This window comes from Pseudomonas sp. B10, assembly GCF_900156235.1.
GTDB lineage: Bacteria > Pseudomonadota > Gammaproteobacteria > Pseudomonadales > Pseudomonadaceae > Aquipseudomonas > Aquipseudomonas siliginis.
The window spans coordinates 2,327,917-2,345,727 of sequence record NZ_LT707063.1 but is presented as its reverse complement, the minus strand read 5'-3'; the positions used below and the strand labels follow the sequence as shown (position 1 = coordinate 2,345,727).

Here is a 17,811-nt window from a genome sequence, read left to right as displayed (position 1 = left end):
AGAGATGTGCGGGGTTTTTTGTTGGCTGAAATATGCCGTTCGGGGTGCTGCCATTCGCGAGCAGGCTCGCCCCCACAGTTTGCGGTTGCGGCCATTCGGTAAAAGACCTAGATTCGGATCCAACCCCGACAGTAGTAGCTCCAAGCCATCCTTCGGTGCTCGACTGTCTCAACCCGTGCATTGATCAAAAGGCTGGGCGCAATGACCGAACGGATGACCTGCGATGAGCGCTTTATCGCCCTGGCCGAAGAACTCAACTACGACATCTATGGCGAGAACAGCGCCGGTGGCAATTACGCGCCGCTGATCCGTCATCACGACGAGCTCTACATCAGCGGTATGGTGCCGCGGGTCAATGGCAAGATCCTCTATCCCGGTCGCGTGGGGCTGGAACTGAACCTCAAGGATGCGCAAGCCGCAGCGAGCATCAGCGCCATGCGTTGCCTGGCGCTGATCGTCGATGCGGTGGGTTCGCTGGACAAGATTCGTGCGTTGTTGCGGGTCACGGTGTATGTGAAATCGACCGCCGACTTCGTCGACCTGAGCGAAGTGGCCAACGGCGCTTCGGATGTGTTCAGCCATGTGCTGGGCGATGCCGGACGGCATACACGTACGACCATCGGCGTCTATCAGTTGCCGAAGAATGCGGCGATTGAAGTGGACATGATTGCGGCGTTGCATCCTTCGGCTTGAGGTTATCCCCGCCTCAAACAAAAAGCCCCGCCTGATAACTCAGCGCGGGGCTTTTTCACAAGTGCTTTGCAGATTACTGCGCCGCGATGCTGTAACCATCAAACGCGGTCTGCTGCTGCAGGGCGGTGATGATGTTCTTGCGGTTTACAGCCTGTTCCGTACCGGCGTTGTCGACGAAGGTTTCGCTCTCCAGTTCGGCTTCATCGCCTTCACCGACGAAGGTGAAACCGAGGAATTCCAGCGCCTCACGATCAACGTTCAGACGCGAACGCGGCGTGCGCATTGGCAGGGTCACGCTGGCGCCGTCCTTGCTGATGGTGAAGATTTCCACTTCTTTCTTCTTCGCAGCTTTGCTCTTGCCGCCGCTCGGATTGCTGATCGCCTGATGGGTCTGATTCAGCACTTTCAGCGCCAGACCATAAACGATTTCCTGAAACGCCGGATCGTCCTTGAAGCTGGACAGAATGCGCCCGATCGAGAACTTGCTGCTCAGGTCTTCCAGCGCGGCGATGTCCGCTGCCTCGGCGTCTTTCAGGCGCTTGAGTTCGCCCATCAGCTCGTAAGCCTTGTCGTCATCAAAGCTGTCATGCGCCTGACGGATCGCCGCACGCAATTCGCGGATCTGGTCGCTCTCGCGGGTCGACTGGAACGCGTCCAGGACCATCTCGCTGATGATTTTGGCTTGTGGCAGGTGTTGTGAAAGATTGATGGAGTTTTCGTATTCCGCTTTGGACGACTGGGTGACTACGGATTCAGCGGTGTTGAAATCGGACATTGAAATTTCACTACTTTTTTTAACTTGAGTTGAGGCGAGAAAGCACGAGGTCTTTTTCAGGCCGACTAATTTAGGGGAGCGGGGCGGCGTTGTCACGGAGCAACGGTCTGGTGGTCGGGATTTTTCCCGGCGTGCGTTATTTTCCGAGCATGGCGTCAGCGGGTTTCCCCCACGTACGCATCGCAAACTCGACAAACCGTCTCAGCTTCGGCAGTCGATAGCGATCCTGCGCATACAACAGATGCATCGGCCTGCTCGGCGGTTGGTAGTCCGTCATTACCCTGACCAGTTTGCCGTCGCGCAGATCCTGCTCCACCAGCGCGTCGGGCAGCATCATGATGCCCATGCCGTTGCGCGCCGCTTGGTGCAGACCGGCGGAGCTGTTGATCAGCATCGGCCCGCTGACGTCGACGAGGACTTCACCTTCCGGGCCACTGAGACGCCAGCGTTTTTCCACCGATTGCCAGTCATCCCCAGCCGGATAGGCGAAGGACAGGCAATCGTGTTGCTGCAAATCCTGTGGCGTGTGCGGCATGCCGCGCCGCGCGATGTAATCAGGGGAGGCGCAGACCGTCAGGGTGTAGTCGATCAAGGGCCGGGCGATCAGGTTGGATTGGTCGAAATTGCCCAGGCGGAATGCGACATCGAGGCCGTTCTCCAGCAGATCCGGACGGCTGTTGGTCAGCACCACGTCGAGCTTCACTTGCGGATAGAGCAAGGAGTATTCGCTGAGAGCCGGGGTCAGTCGTTCAACGCCGAATGTCAGCGGCGCGGTGATACGCAGCATGCCGCGCGGCTCGTCCGACGCTTGTTCGGCAAGGCGTTCGGAGTCGGCCACCAGGCCGAGCACTTCCAGGCAGCGCTGATAATAGACGCTGCCGAATTCGGTCAGGCGCTGGCGGCGCGTGGTGCGTTGCAGCAGTTGCACGCCGAGCCGTTGCTCCAGCGCGCGCAGATGATTGCCCACCATCGTCGTCGACATTTCGCACTTCGCAGCGGCGGCCGTCATGCTCCCGGTTTCCACCACTTTGACGTACACGCCCATCGACTGAAACAAATCCATTATCAAGCTCGGCTTTTAAATGATTAAAGTTTTTCCGAGTTTATCCAGCTCAGGTGGCTAACCATACTGCAAAAACACCGACCTGCAATGGAGTTTCACGTCATGACCGCCGCCCTGATGAACACCTACCAACCACTGGCCCTGAGTTTCACCAAGGGCCTGGGCACGCGCCTGTGGGATCAGGCGGGGCGCGAATATCTGGACGCTGTTGCCGGTGTGGCAGTGACCAATGTCGGCCACTCGCATCCGCGCATTGTCTCGGCGATCAGCGAGCAGGCGGGATTGCTGCTGCACACCTCCAACCTGTACAGCATCGATTGGCAACAACAACTGGCCAAGCGGCTGACTGTGTTGTCGGGGATGGAGCGCGCGTTTTTCAACAACTCCGGCGCCGAAGCGAACGAGACGGCACTGAAACTGGCGCGTCTGTACGGCTGGCGCAAAGGCATCGAGCAGCCGCTGGTGGTGGTCATGGCCAACGCGTTTCATGGCCGCACCCTCGGCACGCTGTCTGCCAGCGATGGCCCGGCGGTGCGCCTGGGCTTCAACGAACTGCCGGGGGACTTCGTCAAAGTGCCGTTCGGCGATCTCGCGGCGCTGGAGCAAATACAGCGCAAACACGGCGCGCGCATCGTGGCGATTCTGGTCGAACCGATCCAGGGCGAAAGCGGCGTACGAGTCGCACCGCCGGGTTATCTCAAGGCCCTGCGCGACCTGTGCAATCGCCACGCGTGGCTGCTGATGCTCGATGAAATCCAGACCGGCATCGGCCGCACCGGGCAGTGGTTCGCCTTTCAGCACGAAGGCATCGTGCCCGATGTCATGACCCTGGCCAAAGGCTTGGGCAATGGCGTGCCGATCGGCGCCTGCCTGGCCCGTGGCCGCGCGGCCGACCTGTTCACCCCGGGCAGCCACGGCAGCACTTTCGGCGGTAATCCACTGGCGTGCCGGGTCGGCTGCACGGTGCTGGACATCATCGAAGAGCAAGGCCTGCTGGAGAATGCGCGGGTGCAGGGCGCACGGTTACTGGAACGCCTGCGCGCCGAGCTGGCAGACAACCCGAACGTGCTCGCAATCCGGGGGCAGGGACTGATGATCGGTGTCGAGCTGAAACAACCGGTGCGCGACCTGACGCTGATCGCTGCGCGGGATCACGGCTTGTTGATCAACGTGACTCGTGGCAAGACCATCAGGTTGCTCCCTCCGCTGACGATTGATGAGCGCGAGGTGGGGATGATTGTCAGAGGGGTTGGGCGCGCTCTGATGACTGATTCAGCTCAGGTTCAATAGTGATACCGGCAACTGATGACGCAGATTTCGCCGTCCTCAACCCTGTACACCAGACGATGTTCGGCCGTTATTCGGCGTGACCAGAGGCCGCTCATATTATGTTTGAGCGCCTCTGGTTTACCGACACCCTCAAACGGTTCGCGCTTGATTGCTTTGATCAGAAGATTGATACGCTTGAGCCCAGCCTTGTCGTTTTGCTGAAACCACAAATAGTCTTCCCAGCATGTGGGCGTGAACTCGATTTTCATTCTTCGATCAATTGCCTGACTTTGGCTTTGCCGGCGCGCAACTCACCGATGGATTTCATCAGCCTTTCGGCGTTGGCAGGGGAGCGAAGTAAGTAAGCTGTTTCTTCCAACGCGTTGTATTCGGCCAAAGACATCATCACTACGGGTTCACCTTTCTGCCGAGTGACCAATAGCGGCGCACGATCTTCATTGACACGGTCCATCGTCTCGGCCAAATGCGCACGGGCGGTGGTGTAGTTGATGGTTTGCATATTGAAGTCCTCGCTGGATGCAGAGAACGTACAGAAATGAGTACAGGATGACAAGTCGACACCTACCAGTGGTTGTGTCGCAGCAGGGCTGACTGCGACTTCAATCAGTATCGCTCAGTAATATTCGAGACGTTTCTGAGAAGGTTGTAATCCTCTTCCCTCCTGTTCAGTGTCGCGAAGCCCTTATCTCGTCATCCCATGAACTAGCCGATGTAGGAAATGGTTACTGCTTCAATCCAGCCCGTCCCCCGACTCCGGCGCCAGCATCCTCGTCTTCTCCGCCCCATTCGAGTTGTGCTGAACAATCTCGCTCGGCTGCCCCTGTTCATTGAAAAACACCTGTCCGATCCCCGCCGAATTCCACAGCCGTTCCCCGGCCTCGGCATGTTCCGGCGTGTACGGGACGATGCGCATCAGGCGGCGTTTGGTGAACCAGTTCAACGGTGAGCGTGGTGAGTAGAGCCAGCGGTTGAGGCGGTCGAACCATTCCAGCAGCGTTGGCGGGAATTCGTTCTTGATGCCGCTGCTGGTGATCTGCCAGATCCGTGGGCCGGCCTTGCGGTGGCGGATCAGGACTTCGTAGACGAAGGAATAATGCACATCGCCGGACAGCACCACGTAGTTTCCGGGTGTGCGCGAGTGTCGGAAAATGTTCAGGATCACCTGCGCCGCGCCGCGATGGGCCATCCAGTTTTCCGCGTCGACCAGCAGTGGATAACCGCACCAGCTGAACACCTTCTGCACGGTTTCAATCAGCTTCACGCCAAAGATCGGCGCCGGCGACACGATGATCGCCGAAGGGTGATCGAGCAGTTCCTGTTGCAGTTCGCTCAAGGCTTCCCAGTCGAGCAGGCCCGATGGTTGCTTGAGCGCCATCTCGCTGCGCCAGCGCCGGGTGCGCGTGTCGATCACTACCAGTGCCGGAGTGCTCGGCAGTACGAAATGCCACTGCTGAAAACGCAGCAACTGATCAATCAGATCGTCCTGCACCGGCATGTCCAGATAGCCGTCGTCACCGCTGGCGCTCAGTTGCGCGGTCTGTTCCAGCACGTCCTTGAAGGCATCCGGATTGTTGCCCCAGCCCTGACACAACAGATAGGCAATCAGAGCGTTGCCGATAATGCGCTTGGAAAACGGATGGCCGTAGGCGGTTTCCTCCCACTGCGCAGAAAGATTCCAGTCATCGGTGATGTCGTGATCATCGAAAATCATCAGGCTCGGCAGATGCGCCAGCGCCCGCGCGACATTGCCCAGGCCCGCCTTGAAGGCATCGATGCGCGTCTGCTCAAGGTGGTAGCGCTTGCGGCGTTCCGGCGTCAGCGTCGGCGCGCTCGGATTGATCAGCGACCACGGCGTCGGCGACCACACCAGCATGTACATGGCCATGACTTCGGCGAATGTCACCAGGTGATTGTCGGCGCTGCTGCTGGTGAAAATCGGCTTACGCGCGCCACCGAAAAATCGCTCGCGCAACGTCTCGTTGCTCTCCAGCGCCGGTAACAAATCCGCACGGTGGTAGTAGCTGGCCGGGTGCTCATAGAGCTTGGCGCTGTCGCTGACCACGGCACCATCAAGGTGCTCATCGAACAGACCCAGACGCTCGATCAAGGCATGAATCGCCCGCAGCATCGGCCCGGCGACGTCGTCGGCATAGACCTGATCACCACTCATCATCAGCAGCGCCGGGCGCCGTTGCGGATCGGTTTCGTCGGCCAGCAATTGATCGACGCAGAGCAAGCCATCGGTTGCCGGATGATGCGGCTTGCGGCAGGAGCCGTGGAGCAATTGGTCGATCCGCGAACGCACGACGAGGTTCGCACAGGTAGCGCCGGGGTAAAGCAGATGAGGCGCCCACTCAGCCATACCGATGGCGTCATCGATCAGCAGGTCGTAAGCGATAAACGTGTCGCAGGGCAGGGCGCTTTCAAGCTGAACGTCTATCAGATGCACGAACGCATGACGGCCTACGGCAATGACCGTGCATTTCTCCGAGTCGAGCGGAATATCTCCTACACCTTGCAGGTGCAAGGTCAGCGACAGTTCACGCGAGCCCACCAGCCACAGCACCACGCGCGTCGGCTCCAGCCGCCGCAGCAACGGACCGGCCAGTACAGGAGGCAGCGAGATCAGGTCATCAGGTGTTGAAAACATCGAGGGCAAAGCTCAAGGCGCACAGGCCGGCGATGATAGCGCAGCCGGCGCCCTGATCCCTTAAATCAGCCTTAAGAGTCGGCTTTTTGCAGTTTCAGCGCCAGCAAACGCCATTCCCCAGCCGTCGCATCAACCCGTGGCAATTCCTGCACGGAGCAATCGAAACGGTAGGTGACATCGTCGCCATTCATGTTGCGCGCAGTGACGCTGTTGCTGAAGCTGTAGACCTGATCCTTGTAGCGATGACTGACCAGCGCTTTGCTGTCAGCAAAACGCGCCGAAGCGGGATAACGCAGGGTGCTGGTGACAAACGGGCTGCACATGACATACGCGATCATCGACTTGTCGGCCTGTGCGTCGCCGCGCAACTTCTTGTTCAGCGCGGCCAGGGCCATGCGACCCTCGTAGTCGCTTTGATCCAGCACCGTCTGTACCGCCATTGATTTCGGCGCTCGGCTGACGTTATTCGGCAACAGTGCGGAGTCCGGCGGGGAAGGCTTGTCATCCGCTTCGATGGCAGCAAAAACAGGCGCATCTTTCAGCTCGGTGACGGGCGTGACTGCCTCGGCTTCAGGCAACACAGAGGTCGACTCGACGACTGGCGTGTTTTGCGCCTGCGCCTCGTGATCGAACGACGAAGGAAACAGCGAAAAGGTGATCGACAACATCACCAGCCCGACAATGAACCCACCCGCCGCGCCAACGATGTTGCCGTAGAAAATATTCCAGCTGCCGCGGTTCTTCACCACCCAGCGCCACATGAAACCCCAGACAGCGACGAACGCCAGAAAACGCAAAAACTCCATTTGATCCTTTCCTTACCTTTCAACAATCCAAGCGCGACGCGAGACGATCAGCAAGCCCCGACGATGCGCGGCAAGATAGCAAAATAGACGCGCCGTCCGGCTACGGTTGCGGAAAATAATTCGCCGCCAGAAAAATCAACGTGACCATGCCGGCGGCAACGCCACAGACCCCCGCGAGCAGTTGACGTGCAACCGGATGCGCCGGCTGACGACGCTTGGCGATCCACAACCACACACCCGCCAGGACGCCCGCGCTGGTCATGAACACCACCAGGCTGTTGTGCAGTCCCGGCGCTGCCATGGTGGTGCCGAACAGCCCGTCATAAAGCAGTGTGAAGACAATGCCCGCCACCACAGCGCTGCCCGCTCCGGCGAGGTTCGCCAACAACAGATTCCAGTGCCCGCGCTGACGCACCACCCAGAACCACATTGCAGCCATGACTACCAAACACAACACAGCATCCATCGGATTTCTTTCCTTGCCACGAGACAGAGGCGACAACTTGGTCGCCTGTTGAGAGTGGACGGAACGATAGCAAAATAGTAGCGTCGCGCCATGCCTTCTCTGTAATGGACTACCCATGTTTTCCACAACCCGTATGCTGCAACTGCTCGGCGCTCTCACCCTTGCCGTCTCCATTACCCCAGCCTTCTGCTTCGCGAAAGAACACCCGCAAGCCAGCTGGGATTACTACCTCGCCAATTGCCAGCGCATGCAGGAGACAATCGCCGACGTCCAGAGCGGTCGCGTCTCCGCTGCCTATGCACTAACGTCCGGCCTGCAAGACAGCCTCGCCTCCATGAACGAGCGCCGCCTTAACCTGCTACCGCAGCACCTCGACTCCAGCGAGTACGCCCACTGCGAAAACGTCGCGGCCCATGCCGAGGCAACCCTGGCCCAAGGCAAAGCCGAGTTCGCCGCGCAAATGCAAAGGGGTGTGGAGGAGGGCCGTATTGCGCACCAGAACTCCCCCGCCTACCAACGCGCCCGTTCCCTCGGCTACAGCGACGTCGGCGACATCTCTTTCCTGAAACTGCACGAAGACACCGACGGCGAAGCCCGCCTGAAAACCATGCTGATCACCGTCGACGAAATCTGCGGCCAATACTTCCGCGCCACGCAATACGTGAAGCCGTATGTGATCTACACAGTGCGACCGTCGGATGGCGGCTGTGGCGAAGTGAAGCGTGTTGCGATAGTTGGCGGAGGGCAACCAGAGAAGGGCGACTACATTGATCCCAACGGCGAATTTCAGTACATGGGCTGGAAAAAGCTGGTGGGCGCTGACGGCTTCCCAACAGATATTCGAGTACTGAAAGCGCGTCGCTGATCGGACGAGGTAGCGGCATGGCTGTAGCGCGCCACTCAAAGAATGTCGCGCAGATATCCCTTCAGCGCGAGCAGCGGCTGACCCAGCTGCTCCACCGACCGCGCCTGAGCCAACTCCGCCGACAACTTGCGCAACTCCCGCCCCAACGGCTTCTCGACCCCACCCAAGGCATCCAGCGCAAGGTTCAGGCATTCGTTCATCTTGAACTGAATGGCCTCGACATCGCCGCGTTTCACCAGTAGCTCGAAAACATCTTTCTGGTAATCGCCCATGACCATGTCATCGCGCAGGATCGGGCTCAGGCCTTCTTCTTCGTAGGCGAGTTTGAGGGAGAAGAGGGCGACGGTTTCCAGTGCGGTTTCCATGGGGATGTCTGTCAGTGAAGTAGAAGGTTCGAAACCAATGCGCAAAACGCCAGAGGAGGTTTGCCGTGCGGGCGTGATTATACGGGCGGGGATCGCAGTCGAGGCAACCAGCAATCGGGCATCTAAAACCTACAAGCTCGCGCAGCATTGACATCCACTTTGATACGACGCTTTGATTACAAACACTGAACATCAGCGGAGTGACCATCATGGAATACGACATGAAACTGATCGACGACGCCGTCCTTGCTCTCCTGGCAGCCTATAGCTCCGACGCCGGCAATGCGTGGAAGGGCTATGACTTCGAGATCATGAACCGCTTGCACGAACAGGGTTTGATCAGTAATCCGGTGAACCGGAACAAATCGATATGGTTGACGGAGGAAGGGTTGGAGCGGGGGCGGGAGATTGCTGGGCGGATGTTTGGAGTGAAGAAGTCGGGTGGGCAGACATCCGGTTCCGAGACCTGATTTGATCTTGGACTGGAAGGCCCGCGAGGCACCAATCACTTTCCTCCAGACGAAAAAAAAGGCCTTGCTTTCGCAAGACCTTTTTCTCTGTGTTGGTGCCCCGAGGGAGACTCGAACTCCCACTCCTTTCGAAAACGGATTTTGAATCCGCCGCGTCTACCAATTCCGCCATCAGGGCTCAATGGCGGCGAAGTATAGAGAGGTGATTACCGTTGGTCAATCACGTTTCATGGTCAATTTTTGATATTTCCGCTAGACTTTCCGGCCCTGCTAGACGAACCCCATCATGCGCGTTGCTGACTTTACTTTCGAGCTTCCTGATTCGCTGATCGCCCGCCATCCGTTGGCCGAGCGTCGCGGTAGTCGCCTGCTGACCCTTGATGGGCCGAGCGGCGCCCTGGCACACCGTCAATTCACTGATTTGCTTGAGCATTTGCGCCCGGGCGATTTGATGGTGTTCAACAATACCCGGGTGATTCCGGCGCGGCTGTTCGGGCAGAAAGCGTCCGGCGGCAAGCTGGAAATTCTCATCGAGCGCGTGCTCGATGCGCACCGCGTGCTGGCCCATGTGCGCTCCAGCAAGTCGCCGAAACCGGGTTCGAAGATCCTTATCGACGGCGGTGGCGAAGCCGAGATGCTCGCGCGTCATGATGCGCTGTTCGAGCTGGGTTTTGCCGAGGAAGTCTTGCCGCTGCTCGATCGCGTCGGGCACATGCCGTTGCCTCCTTATATAGACCGCCCGGATGAAGGCTCGGATCGCGAGCGTTATCAGACCGTGTACGCCCAGCGTCTGGGTGCGGTCGCTGCGCCGACGGCGGGGCTGCATTTCGATGAGCCGCTGATGCAGGCGATTGCCGCCAAGGGCGTCGAGACTGCGTTCGTGACGTTGCACGTCGGCGCGGGGACGTTCCAGCCGGTGCGCGTCGAGAAGATCGAAGATCACCACATGCACAGCGAGTGGCTGGAAGTCGGCCAGGATGTGGTCGATGCAGTCGCTGCGTGCCGTGCGCGGGGCGGTCGGGTGATTGCGGTCGGCACCACCAGCGTGCGTTCGCTGGAGAGCGCGGCGCGCGATGGTGTGCTCAAGCCGTTCAGTGGCGACACCGACATCTTTATCTATCCGGGCCGGCCGTTTCATGTGGTCGATGCCCTGGTGACCAATTTCCATTTGCCGGAATCCACGCTGTTGATGCTGGTTTCGGCGTTTGCCGGTTATCCCGAAACCATGGCCGCCTACAAGGCCGCCGTGGAAAACGGCTACCGCTTTTTCAGTTACGGGGATGCGATGTTCATCACCCGCAATCCCGCTCCAACTGCCCCTGAACAGACAGGCCCAGAGGAAACAGAATGAGTCGCGAATGTCGAATGTCCTTTGAGCTGCTGGCCACCGATGGCAAGGCTCGTCGTGGTCGCCTGACCTTTCCCCGTGGCACCGTCGAGACCCCGGCGTTCATGCCGGTCGGCACCTATGGCACGGTCAAGGGCATGCTGCCGCGCGACATCGTCGCCACGGGCGCGGAAATCATTCTGGGCAACACCTTTCATCTGTGGTTGCGTCCCGGCACTCAAGTGATCAAGGAGCACGGCGACCTGCACGATTTCATGCAGTGGAAAGGCCCGATCCTCACCGACTCCGGCGGCTTCCAGGTGTTCAGCCTCGGCGCGATGCGCAAGATCAAGGAGGAGGGCGTGACCTTCGCTTCTCCGGTCGACGGCGCCAAAGTGTTTATGGGCCCGGAAGAGTCGATGCAGGTGCAGCGCGATCTCGGTTCCGACATTGTGATGATCTTCGACGAATGCACGCCGTATCCGGCTGACGAAGACGTCGCGCGGGTATCGATGGAGCTGTCGCTGCGCTGGGCGCAGCGTTCGAAGAATGCCCACGGTGACAACACCGCAGCGCTGTTCGGCATCGTTCAGGGCGGCATGCATGAAAACCTGCGCATGCGCTCGCTCGAAGGCCTCGACAAGATCGGCTTCGACGGCCTCGCCATCGGCGGTCTGTCGGTGGGCGAACCGAAGCACGAAATGATCAAGGTGCTGGATTATCTGCCGGGCCAAATGCCCGCTGACAAACCTCGTTACCTTATGGGCGTTGGCAAACCGGAAGATCTGGTTGAGGGTGTGCGCCGCGGGGTGGACATGTTCGATTGCGTGATGCCAACCCGTAATGCCCGCAATGGGCATCTGTTCATCGATACCGGTGTGCTGAAGATCCGTAACGCGTTCCATCGCCATGATGAATCGCCGCTGGATCCGACCTGCGATTGCTACACCTGCCAGAACTTCTCGCGCGCTTATCTGCATCACCTGGACAAGTGCGGCGAAATGCTCGGCAGCATGCTCAATACCATCCATAACTTGCGCCATTATCAGGTGCTGATGGCTGGTTTGCGCGAGGCTATTCAACAGGGTACATTGGCCGCCTTTGTCGATGCCTTCTACGCCAAACGCGGACTTCCCGTTCCGCCTTTGGACTGAGTTTTCTGACCCCAAGATTCAACATTTGCAACTGGAGTGCTAAATGAGCTTTTTTATCTCTAACGCCATGGCTGACGCAGCTGCACCGGCTGCTGCAAGTCCAATGGGCGGCGGCTTCGAGTGGATTTTCCTGGTCGGCTTCCTGGTCATCTTCTACCTGATGATCTGGCGTCCACAGGCCAAGCGCGCCAAAGAGCAGAAGAACCTGCTGAGCAGCCTGCAGAAGGGCGACGAAGTCGTGACCACTGGCGGCATCGCCGGCAAGATCACCAAGGTTGCCGATGACTTCGTGGTTCTGGAAGTTTCCGACACCGTGGAAATGAAGTTCCAGAAAGGCGCCATCGCCGCCACGCTGCCAAAAGGCACGCTGAAAGCGATCTAAGAGCAACAACTTCTACTCAATCGACGGGGCGCGCAAGGCGCCCCGCGTTCATAACGGGCGGCGTGATGCTGAACAAATACCCTCTGTGGAAATACATTCTGATCCTGGCGGTGCTGGCGATCGGTCTGATTTATTCCGCTCCCAATCTTTATCCTGATGACCCGGCGATTCAGATCAGCGGCGCCAGCACGGCTCTGCAGGTCAATGACGCCGATCTGGCTCGCGTCAGCACAGCGCTGAAAGAGTCCGGCATCAACGTCAAGGCGGCCACGCTGACGGCTGGCGGCAAGGGCGGTCTGATCCGTCTGAGCAAGGCTGAAGACCAGCTGCCGGCCAAGGACGTAGTACGCAAGGCATTGGGTGATGACTACGTCGTCGCGCTGAACCTGGCACAGACCACTCCGCAATGGCTGCGCAACCTCGGTGCGCACCCGATGAAGCTGGGTCTGGACTTGTCCGGTGGTGTGCACTTCCTGCTCGAAGTGGACATGGACAAAGCCCTCGATGCACGCCTGAAAGTCTACGAAGGCGACGTCAAGAGCCTGCTGCGCAAAGAGAAGCTGCGCTATCGCAGCCTGCCGCAACTGGGCGGTGCCATTCAGTTGGGCTTCAGCGATGAAGATTCCCGCGAACAGGCCCGTGCGCTGATCCGCAAGAATTTCAACGATTTCGACATTGTTCCGGCCGATCTCAACGGTCAACCGGTGCTGCGTCTGGCGATGACCCCGGCCAAGCTGGCGGAAATCCGTGAATACTCCATCAAGCAGAACCTGACAACGGTACGTAACCGCGTCAACGAGCTGGGTGTTGCCGAACCGATCGTGCAGCGTCAGGGCGCCAACCGCATCGTGGTTGAGCTGCCGGGCGTGCAGGACACTGCCGAAGCCAAGCGTATTCTCGGCAAGACGGCCAACCTTGAGTTCCGTCTGGCCGCCGAGCCGGGCGCTTCGAAAGCCACTTCCGAATCGTTCGAATTCCGCGAAGGCAACCGTCCGCCAGCGCAGATCGAGCGTGGCCTGATCATCACCGGTGACCAGGTCACCGACGCCAAGGCCGGTTTCGGCGAACACGGCACGCCTGAAGTGAACATCCGTCTGGATGGTCACGGTGGCGAGCTGATGAGCCGCGCGACCCGTTCCAACGTCGGTCGCAGCATGGCGGTGATCTTCATCGAACAGCGTCCGGTCACCACTTACACCAAGCAAGTGGTCGATGGCGTCGAGAAAGACGTTGCGGTGCAGACGTTCAAGGAAGAGAAGAAGATCATCAGCCTGGCGACCATTCAGTCGCCGCTGGGTGCGCAATTCCGCATCACTGGCCTGAACGGTCAGGGCGAGTCGTCCGAACTGGCGCTGCTGCTGCGTGCCGGTGGTCTGGCAGCACCGATGTACTTCGCTGAAGAGCGCACAATCGGTCCGAGCCTGGGTGCTGACAACATCACCAAAGGTATCGACGCTTCCCTGTGGGGCATGCTGTTCGTGTCGCTGTTCATCATCGCCATCTACCGCTTCTTCGGCGTCATCGCCACCGTCGCGCTGGCGGTGAACATGGTGCTGCTGCTGGCATTGATGTCGTTGCTGGGTGCCACTCTGACCCTGCCGGGTATCGCCGGTATCGTCTTGACCATGGGTATGGCGGTCGACGCCAACGTACTGATCTTCTCGCGGATTCGTGAAGAGATCGCCGCCGGCATGACTGTGCAGCGGGCAATCAACGAAGGCTTCGGCCGGGCATTTACTGCGATTCTCGATGCCAACCTGACCACCTTGCTGGTCGGCGGCATTCTCTTCGCCATGGGCACCGGCCCGGTGAAGGGGTTCGCAGTGACGATGTCCCTCGGGATCTTTACCTCGATGTTCACGGCCATCATGGTGACCCGCGCAATGGTCAACCTGATCTTTGGCGGACGTGACTTCAAGAAGTTGTGGATTTAAGGGGCTGCCATGTTACGTACAATCAACTTCATGGGCGTTCGCAACTTCGCGTTCGGCGTCACATTGCTGCTTACCGTCATTGCCTTGTTCAGTGTTGCCACCAAGGGCATGAACTGGGGCCTGGACTTCACCGGCGGTACGCTCATCGAGCTGACCTACGAGCGTCCGGCCGACGTCACCAAGGTGCGCGAGCAACTGGCGACTTCCGGTTATCACGAAGCCGTGGTGCAGAACTTCGGTGCGACCACCGACCTGCTCGTGCGCATGCCGGGTGAAGACCCGCAGTTGGGCCATCAAGTAGCGGAAGCGCTTCAAAAGGTCGGCGGTGACAACCCGGCGACGGTCAAGCGTGTCGAGTTCGTCGGCCCGCAGGTCGGTGAAGAACTGCGCGACCAGGGCGGCCTCGGCATGCTGCTGGCGCTCGGCGGCATCCTGATCTACTTGGCGTTCCGCTTTCAGTGGAAGTTTGCGGTCGGCGCCATTGTGTCGCTGATCCACGACGTGATCGTGACCGTGGGTATCCTCTCGTACTTCCAGATCACCTTCGATCTGACAGTACTGGCGGCAGTGCTGGCGATCATCGGTTACTCGCTGAACGACACCATCGTGGTCTTCGACCGGGTACGTGAAAACTTCCGTGTGCTGCGCAAGGCGACGCTGATCGAGAACATCAACATCTCGACCACCCAGACCCTGCTGCGCACCATGGCGACCTCGATCTCCACTCTCTTGGCGATCGCGGCGCTGCTGTTCTTTGGCGGCGACAACCTGTTCGGTTTCTCCATCGCACTGTTCATCGGTGTACTGGCGGGTACTTATTCGTCGATCTACATCGCCAACGTGGTGCTGATCTGGCTGAACCTGACCACCGAGGATCTGATTCCTCCGGCCAACACCGATAAGGAAGTCGACGACCGTCCATAACGGCCAGCGATGTCCCGACTGTCAGCCAACAAAAGGCGCGAGTTGAACTCGCGCCTTTTTTTGTGCTCCAAGGCTGGGAGAAGCGCGGGCGCGTCCCGCATGTGATGGTCAGGAGGTTCATGTGAACAAGTCGTTGCTGGTTGGTGCGGTATTGGGTGCTGTCGGTGTCACAGCCGGGGGTGCTGTTGCCACCTACAGCCTGGTTAAAAGCGGCCCTGAGTATGCGCAAGTATTAGCCGTTGAGCCGGTCAAGACACAGATCAAGACTCCACGTGAAGTATGCAAGGATGTAACGGTGACCCGTCAGGCGCCGGTAAAAGATCAACACCAGATCGCCGGTACCGTGGTCGGCGCGCTGGCCGGTGGTTTGCTGGGTAACCAGATTGGCGGCGGTACCGGCAAGAAGATTGCCACGGTGGCCGGTGCGGTCGGTGGCGGTTATGCGGGCAACAAGGTGCAGGAGGGCATGCAGGAGCGTGACACCTACACCACCACGCAAACTCGCTGCAACACGGTCAATGACATCAGCGACAAGGTCGTCGGTTACGACGTGCGTTACTCGCTTGATGGCAAGGAAGGCAAAGTGCGGATGGATCGCGATCCGGGTAACCAGATTCCGGTCGACAAGGAAGGCAAGCTGATCCTGTCGCAGAATGAGCCGGCTCAGTAAGGATTTACGGTTGTGAAAAGAAGCACCCTGCGGGGTGCTTTTTTTATACCCGCGATTCAGGGCAGCGCGCGATTCTCACCTGTGGGAGCGAGCCTGCTCGCGAATACGGTCCAGCAGTTGATAGTTCCTTTGCTGGCACGCCCATTCGCGAGCAGTCTCGCTCCCACAGGGAATTGTGCTGTTTGGAATTGCAGGCATAAAAAAAGCACCCCGGAGGGTGCTTTTTTGGTTTCGCGTAAAGCTTAGCGCTTCAGCGAGGCCGGCAGGTGCGGCTGGATCGCCGTCAGCACTGCCTTGAAGCATTTGGTGTTGCCGGCAACGATGTGGCCTTTTTCCAGGAAGTCGTGACCACCGGTGAAGTCGCTCACCAGGCCGCCGGCTTCTTGAATCAGCAGGGCGCCTGCAGCCATGTCCCACTCGGACAGGCCCGACTCCCAGAACGCATCGAAACGACCGGCAGCCACGTAAGCCAGGTCCAGGCTCGCCGAACCGGCGCGGCGGATGCCGGCAGTCTGCCCAACCAGGGCGCGGAACATGCCCAGGTAGTTGTCGAGGTTGTCCATCTGATCGTCACGGAACGGGAAGCCAGTGCCGAGCAGGGCGCCGTCGAGGCTGGTGCGACCGCTTACGCGCAGACGACGACCGTTCAGTTGAGCGCCGCGACCACGGCTGGCGGTGAATTCTTCCTGGCGAACCGGGTCCAGAACCACTGCGTGTTCCAGGCGACCACGATATTTGCAGGCAATGCTCACTGCAAAGTGCGGAATGCCACGGAGGAAGTTGGTGGTGCCGTCCAGCGGATCGATGATCCACAGGTACTCTTCGCCTTCGATGCCGGTGCCAGCGTGCAGGCCGGTTTCTTCACCCTGAATCGAGTGATTCGGGTAAGCCTTGCGCAGGGCATCGATGATTTTCTGTTCAGCGGCGCGATCGACCTCGGATACGTAATCCTTGGCGTCTTTTTCGTCGACCTTGATGGTATCCAGGCGCTCGATGGAGCGGAAGATCAGTTCACTGGCGCTGCGGGCGGCGCGCAGCGCGATATTCAGCATGGGCTGCATGGATGTGTCACCTAAGGTTGTTAAAGAAAGCCGCGCATTCTATCAGAACTTTTCTTCAGGTGAAGGACGCTGTTCGCTTTCATAGCTTAACGGTAGGCTGTTCTGTAAGATTTGCCCCCCTTTCCTGTGTCCGAGAGCGCCTCCCTTGCTGCAGAACATTCGTGTCGTCCTGGTCAACACCAGCCACCCCGGCAACATCGGCGGGGCCGCGCGCGCCATGAAAAACATGGGTCTGTCGCGACTGGTGCTGGTCGAACCGCGGGTCTTCCCGCACCACGAGGCCGATGCCCGCGCCTCCGGTGCCGGTGACATCCTTGAAAACGCGCAAGTCGTCGCCACGTTGGAAGATGCTCTGGTCGGCTGCAATCTGGTGCTCGGCACCAGCGCCCGCGACCGGCGTATTCCCTGGCCGCTGCTGGACCCGCGCGAATGCGGCAACAAGGTGGTCGAGGAAGCCGGGCAGGGTGCCGAGATTGCGTTGGTGTTCGGCCGTGAAGACTCCGGCCTGACCAACGAAGAGCTGCAGCGATGTCATTTTCACGTGCACATCCCTTCCGACCCGACGTTCAGTTCGCTGAATCTCGGGGCGGCGGTGCAGGTGTTGAGTTATGAAGTGCGCATGGCCTGGCTGGCCGCACAGGGTCAGCCAAGCAAGGTCGAGAAAGAAGAAGTGGCCTCGGTGAAAAGTGCCGAGCTGGCGACCATGGATGAGCTGGAGCGATTCTATGAGCACCTAGAGCAGACGCTGGTTGCCATCGAATTCCTCGACCCGGAAAAGCCACGGCACTTGATGGCGCGCCTGCGCCGGTTGTACGGACGCAGCTCGGTCAGCCGGGCGGAAATGAACATTTTGCGTGGCATCCTCACGGAAACCCAGAAAGCGGCCCGTGGCGAGCTTCTAAAGCGGAAGGATTGA

Annotated in this window: 20 protein-coding genes and 1 tRNA gene; 11 read left to right on the top strand and 10 right to left on the bottom strand. The window is 59.2% G+C overall.

Annotated elements, in window-relative coordinates:
• Window positions 1-201 precede the first annotated feature (201 nt).
• Complete coding sequence (locus BXA01_RS10440) at window positions 202-693, top strand: RidA family protein (RefSeq protein ID WP_076564057.1); 492 nt, start codon at window positions 202-204, stop codon at window positions 691-693.
• 73 nt (window positions 694-766) lie between these two features.
• On the opposite strand, the gene BXA01_RS10435 is transcribed toward BXA01_RS10440, so the two are convergent.
• Window positions 767-1,468 (bottom strand): hypothetical protein, encoded by a 702-nt coding sequence (locus BXA01_RS10435; protein WP_016773307.1) that lies wholly within the window; start codon window positions 1,466-1,468, stop codon window positions 767-769.
• Between the two features lie 136 nt (window positions 1,469-1,604).
• Window positions 1,605-2,531, bottom strand: a complete 927-nt coding sequence (locus tag BXA01_RS10430; protein WP_076564056.1) for a LysR family transcriptional regulator — start codon at window positions 2,529-2,531, stop codon at window positions 1,605-1,607.
• 102 nt (window positions 2,532-2,633) lie between these two features.
• On the opposite strand from BXA01_RS10430, the gene BXA01_RS10425 reads away from it, so the two are divergent.
• On the top strand, window positions 2,634-3,821 hold the full coding sequence (locus BXA01_RS10425; protein ID WP_076564055.1) for an aspartate aminotransferase family protein: 1,188 nt from the start codon (window positions 2,634-2,636) through the stop codon (window positions 3,819-3,821).
• Here the strand turns inward: BXA01_RS10425 and BXA01_RS10420 are convergent.
• The 5 genes from BXA01_RS10420 to BXA01_RS10400 form a co-directional block, all read right to left on the bottom strand.
• Window positions 3,815-4,069 (bottom strand): Txe/YoeB family addiction module toxin, encoded by a 255-nt coding sequence (locus BXA01_RS10420; RefSeq protein WP_076564054.1) that lies wholly within the window; start codon window positions 4,067-4,069, stop codon window positions 3,815-3,817. The two genes, BXA01_RS10425 and BXA01_RS10420, sit on opposite strands and share 7 nt — an antisense overlap.
• Window positions 4,066-4,320 carry a type II toxin-antitoxin system prevent-host-death family antitoxin gene (locus BXA01_RS10415; RefSeq protein ID WP_042608352.1) on the bottom strand — a complete coding sequence of 85 codons (255 nt, stop codon included), beginning with the start codon at window positions 4,318-4,320 and terminating at the stop codon, window positions 4,066-4,068. Before BXA01_RS10415 ends, BXA01_RS10420 begins: the two co-directional genes overlap by 4 nt.
• A gap of 231 nt (window positions 4,321-4,551) precedes the next feature.
• Complete coding sequence (locus BXA01_RS10410; RefSeq protein ID WP_076564053.1) at window positions 4,552-6,471, bottom strand: alkaline phosphatase D family protein; 1,920 nt, start codon at window positions 6,469-6,471, stop codon at window positions 4,552-4,554.
• 71 nt (window positions 6,472-6,542) lie between these two features.
• On the bottom strand, window positions 6,543-7,277 hold the full coding sequence (locus tag BXA01_RS10405; RefSeq protein WP_076564052.1) for a hypothetical protein: 735 nt from the start codon (window positions 7,275-7,277) through the stop codon (window positions 6,543-6,545).
• Between the two features lie 100 nt (window positions 7,278-7,377).
• A complete protein-coding gene (locus BXA01_RS10400) occupies window positions 7,378-7,743 on the bottom strand; it encodes a hypothetical protein (RefSeq protein ID WP_041479936.1) in 366 nt (121 codons plus the stop codon).
• A 115-nt stretch (window positions 7,744-7,858) separates the two neighbouring features.
• Between BXA01_RS10400 and BXA01_RS10395 the strand changes: the two genes are divergently transcribed.
• Entirely contained in the window at window positions 7,859-8,608 is a 750-nt protein-coding gene (locus tag BXA01_RS10395) for a hypothetical protein (protein WP_076564051.1), read from the top strand.
• A gap of 35 nt (window positions 8,609-8,643) precedes the next feature.
• On the opposite strand, the gene BXA01_RS10390 is transcribed toward BXA01_RS10395, so the two are convergent.
• Window positions 8,644-8,973 carry a hypothetical protein gene (locus BXA01_RS10390; protein WP_076564050.1) on the bottom strand — a complete coding sequence of 110 codons (330 nt, stop codon included), beginning with the start codon at window positions 8,971-8,973 and terminating at the stop codon, window positions 8,644-8,646.
• Between the two features lie 221 nt (window positions 8,974-9,194).
• On the opposite strand from BXA01_RS10390, the gene BXA01_RS10385 reads away from it, so the two are divergent.
• A complete protein-coding gene (locus BXA01_RS10385) occupies window positions 9,195-9,443 on the top strand; it encodes a DUF6429 family protein (RefSeq protein ID WP_231991024.1) in 249 nt (82 codons plus the stop codon).
• Between the two features lie 93 nt (window positions 9,444-9,536).
• Here BXA01_RS10385 and BXA01_RS10380 read toward each other — a convergent pair.
• Window positions 9,537-9,621 (bottom strand) — tRNA-Leu (locus tag BXA01_RS10380).
• Between the two features lie 108 nt (window positions 9,622-9,729).
• On the opposite strand from BXA01_RS10380, the gene queA reads away from it, so the two are divergent.
• From queA to BXA01_RS10350, 6 genes are all read left to right on the top strand, one after another.
• Window positions 9,730-10,794, top strand: coding sequence for a tRNA preQ1(34) S-adenosylmethionine ribosyltransferase-isomerase QueA (gene queA, locus BXA01_RS10375; protein WP_016773315.1), 1,065 nt, complete (start codon window positions 9,730-9,732; stop codon window positions 10,792-10,794).
• A gap of 14 nt (window positions 10,795-10,808) precedes the next feature.
• Window positions 10,809-11,924, top strand: coding sequence for a tRNA guanosine(34) transglycosylase Tgt (gene tgt / locus BXA01_RS10370; RefSeq protein ID WP_160768392.1), 1,116 nt, complete (start codon window positions 10,809-10,811; stop codon window positions 11,922-11,924).
• Between the two features lie 43 nt (window positions 11,925-11,967).
• Entirely contained in the window at window positions 11,968-12,306 is a 339-nt protein-coding gene (yajC, locus tag BXA01_RS10365) for a preprotein translocase subunit YajC (RefSeq protein ID WP_016773317.1), read from the top strand.
• 65 nt (window positions 12,307-12,371) lie between these two features.
• The gene (secD, locus tag BXA01_RS10360) at window positions 12,372-14,240 is read left to right on the top strand and encodes a protein translocase subunit SecD (protein WP_016773318.1); all 1,869 of its coding nucleotides are present in this window, start codon (window positions 12,372-12,374) and stop codon (window positions 14,238-14,240) included.
• A gap of 9 nt (window positions 14,241-14,249) precedes the next feature.
• Window positions 14,250-15,164, top strand: coding sequence for a protein translocase subunit SecF (gene secF, locus BXA01_RS10355; protein WP_016773319.1), 915 nt, complete (start codon window positions 14,250-14,252; stop codon window positions 15,162-15,164).
• A 121-nt stretch (window positions 15,165-15,285) separates the two neighbouring features.
• Entirely contained in the window at window positions 15,286-15,834 is a 549-nt protein-coding gene (locus BXA01_RS10350; protein ID WP_007916907.1) for a glycine zipper 2TM domain-containing protein, read from the top strand.
• A 242-nt stretch (window positions 15,835-16,076) separates the two neighbouring features.
• Here the strand turns inward: BXA01_RS10350 and suhB are convergent, their stop codons facing one another.
• Entirely contained in the window at window positions 16,077-16,895 is an 819-nt protein-coding gene (gene suhB, locus BXA01_RS10345) for a type III secretion system regulator SuhB (protein WP_016773320.1), read from the bottom strand.
• 145 nt (window positions 16,896-17,040) lie between these two features.
• Here suhB and trmJ point away from each other — a divergent pair, with 145 nt between their 5' ends.
• Window positions 17,041-17,811 (top strand): tRNA (cytosine(32)/uridine(32)-2'-O)-methyltransferase TrmJ, encoded by a 771-nt coding sequence (gene trmJ, locus BXA01_RS10340; protein ID WP_073473313.1) that lies wholly within the window; start codon window positions 17,041-17,043, stop codon window positions 17,809-17,811.

Bases quoted from the DNA above. Each gene is read 5' to 3' on its own strand.
- BXA01_RS10405 (WP_076564052.1), bottom strand. From the start codon at position 7,277: ATGGAGTTTTTGCGTTTTCTGGCGTTCGTCGCTGTCTGGGGTTTCATG.
- secF (WP_016773319.1), top strand. From the start codon at position 14,250: ATGTTACGTACAATCAACTTCATGGGCGTTCGCAACTTCGCGTTCGGC.
- BXA01_RS10415 (WP_042608352.1), bottom strand. From the start codon at position 4,320: ATGCAAACCATCAACTACACCACCGCCCGTGCGCATTTGGCCGAGACG.
- BXA01_RS10420 (WP_076564054.1), bottom strand. From the start codon at position 4,069: ATGAAAATCGAGTTCACGCCCACATGCTGGGAAGACTATTTGTGGTTT.
- tgt (WP_160768392.1), top strand. From the start codon at position 10,809: ATGTCCTTTGAGCTGCTGGCCACCGATGGCAAGGCTCGTCGTGGTCGC.
- BXA01_RS10400 (WP_041479936.1), bottom strand. From the start codon at position 7,743: ATGGATGCTGTGTTGTGTTTGGTAGTCATGGCTGCAATGTGGTTCTGG.
- BXA01_RS10390 (WP_076564050.1), bottom strand. From the start codon at position 8,973: ATGGAAACCGCACTGGAAACCGTCGCCCTCTTCTCCCTCAAACTCGCC.
- BXA01_RS10435 (WP_016773307.1), bottom strand. From the start codon at position 1,468: ATGTCCGATTTCAACACCGCTGAATCCGTAGTCACCCAGTCGTCCAAA.
- suhB (WP_016773320.1), bottom strand. From the start codon at position 16,895: ATGCAGCCCATGCTGAATATCGCGCTGCGCGCCGCCCGCAGCGCCAGT.
- BXA01_RS10410 (WP_076564053.1), bottom strand. From the start codon at position 6,471: ATGTTTTCAACACCTGATGACCTGATCTCGCTGCCTCCTGTACTGGCC.
- BXA01_RS10395 (WP_076564051.1), top strand. From the start codon at position 7,859: ATGTTTTCCACAACCCGTATGCTGCAACTGCTCGGCGCTCTCACCCTT.
- yajC (WP_016773317.1), top strand. From the start codon at position 11,968: ATGAGCTTTTTTATCTCTAACGCCATGGCTGACGCAGCTGCACCGGCT.
- BXA01_RS10425 (WP_076564055.1), top strand. From the start codon at position 2,634: ATGACCGCCGCCCTGATGAACACCTACCAACCACTGGCCCTGAGTTTC.
- queA (WP_016773315.1), top strand. From the start codon at position 9,730: ATGCGCGTTGCTGACTTTACTTTCGAGCTTCCTGATTCGCTGATCGCC.
- BXA01_RS10430 (WP_076564056.1), bottom strand. From the start codon at position 2,531: ATGGATTTGTTTCAGTCGATGGGCGTGTACGTCAAAGTGGTGGAAACC.
- secD (WP_016773318.1), top strand. From the start codon at position 12,372: ATGCTGAACAAATACCCTCTGTGGAAATACATTCTGATCCTGGCGGTG.
- BXA01_RS10440 (WP_076564057.1), top strand. From the start codon at position 202: ATGACCGAACGGATGACCTGCGATGAGCGCTTTATCGCCCTGGCCGAA.
- BXA01_RS10385 (WP_231991024.1), top strand. From the start codon at position 9,195: ATGAAACTGATCGACGACGCCGTCCTTGCTCTCCTGGCAGCCTATAGC.